The sequence below is a fragment of the Streptomyces sp. NPDC098781 genome, assembly GCF_044759995.1.
GTDB lineage: Bacteria > Actinomycetota > Actinomycetes > Streptomycetales > Streptomycetaceae > Streptomyces.
In genome coordinates this window covers 3,419-4,622 of record NZ_JBIWAK010000022.1, presented here as the reverse complement: position 1 = coordinate 4,622, position 1,204 = coordinate 3,419, and the positions used below count along the sequence as shown (strand labels likewise).

The 1,204-nt window shown below is 56.4% G+C and carries 1 rRNA gene (only partly in view); it reads right to left on the bottom strand.

Going from position 1 to position 1,204, the window contains the following annotated elements:
• Positions 1–31 precede the first annotated feature (31 nt).
• Positions 32–1,204 (bottom strand): 23S ribosomal RNA (locus tag ACIQWG_RS40760); it runs 1,371 nt beyond the window's last position.

Here is a 1,204-nt window from a genome sequence, read left to right as displayed (position 1 = left end):
CTCAGAACCAACACAGTGGACGCGAGCCTCTATGGACAAGCCCTCGGCCTATTAGTACCGGTCACCTCCACACATTACTGTGCTTCCAGATCCGGCCTATCAACCCAGTCGTCTACTGGGAGCCTTACCCCATCAAGTGGGTGGGAGTCCTCATCTCGAAGCAGGCTTCCCGCTTAGATGCTTTCAGCGGTTATCCCTCCCGAACGTAGCCAACCAGCCATGCCCTTGGCAGGACAACTGGCACACCAGAGGTTCGTCCGTCCCGGTCCTCTCGTACTAGGGACAGCCCTTCTCAAGACTCCTACGCGCACAGCGGATAGGGACCGAACTGTCTCACGACGTTCTAAACCCAGCTCGCGTACCGCTTTAATGGGCGAACAGCCCAACCCTTGGGACCGACTCCAGCCCCAGGATGCGACGAGCCGACATCGAGGTGCCAAACCATCCCGTCGATATGGACTCTTGGGGAAGATCAGCCTGTTATCCCCGGGGTACCTTTTATCCGTTGAGCGACGGCGCTTCCACAAGCCACCGCCGGATCACTAGTCCCGACTTTCGTCCCTGCTCGACCCGTCGGTCTCACAGTCAAGCTCCCTTGTGCACTTACACTCAACACCTGATTGCCAACCAGGCTGAGGGAACCTTTGGGCGCCTCCGTTACTCTTTAGGAGGCAACCGCCCCAGTTAAACTACCCATCAGACACTGTCCCTGATCCGGATCACGGACCCAGGTTAGACATCCAGCACGACCAGACTGGTATTTCAACGACGACTCCACAACCACTGGCGTGATCGCTTCAAAGTCTCCCAGCTATCCTACACAAGCCGAACCGAACACCAATATCAAACTGTAGTAAAGGTCCCGGGGTCTTTCCGTCCTGCTGCGCGAAACGAGCATCTTTACTCGTAGTGCAATTTCACCGGGCCTATGGTTGAGACAGTCGAGAAGTCGTTACGCCATTCGTGCAGGTCGGAACTTACCCGACAAGGAATTTCGCTACCTTAGGATGGTTATAGTTACCACCGCCGTTTACTGGCGCTTAAGTTCTCAGCTTCGCCCGACCGAAATCGGACTAACCGGTCCCCTTAACGTTCCAGCACCGGGCAGGCGTCAGTCCGTATACATCGCCTTACGGCTTCGCACGGACCTGTGTTTTTAGTAAACAGTCGCTTCTCGCTGGTCTCTGCGGCCACCCCCAGCTCG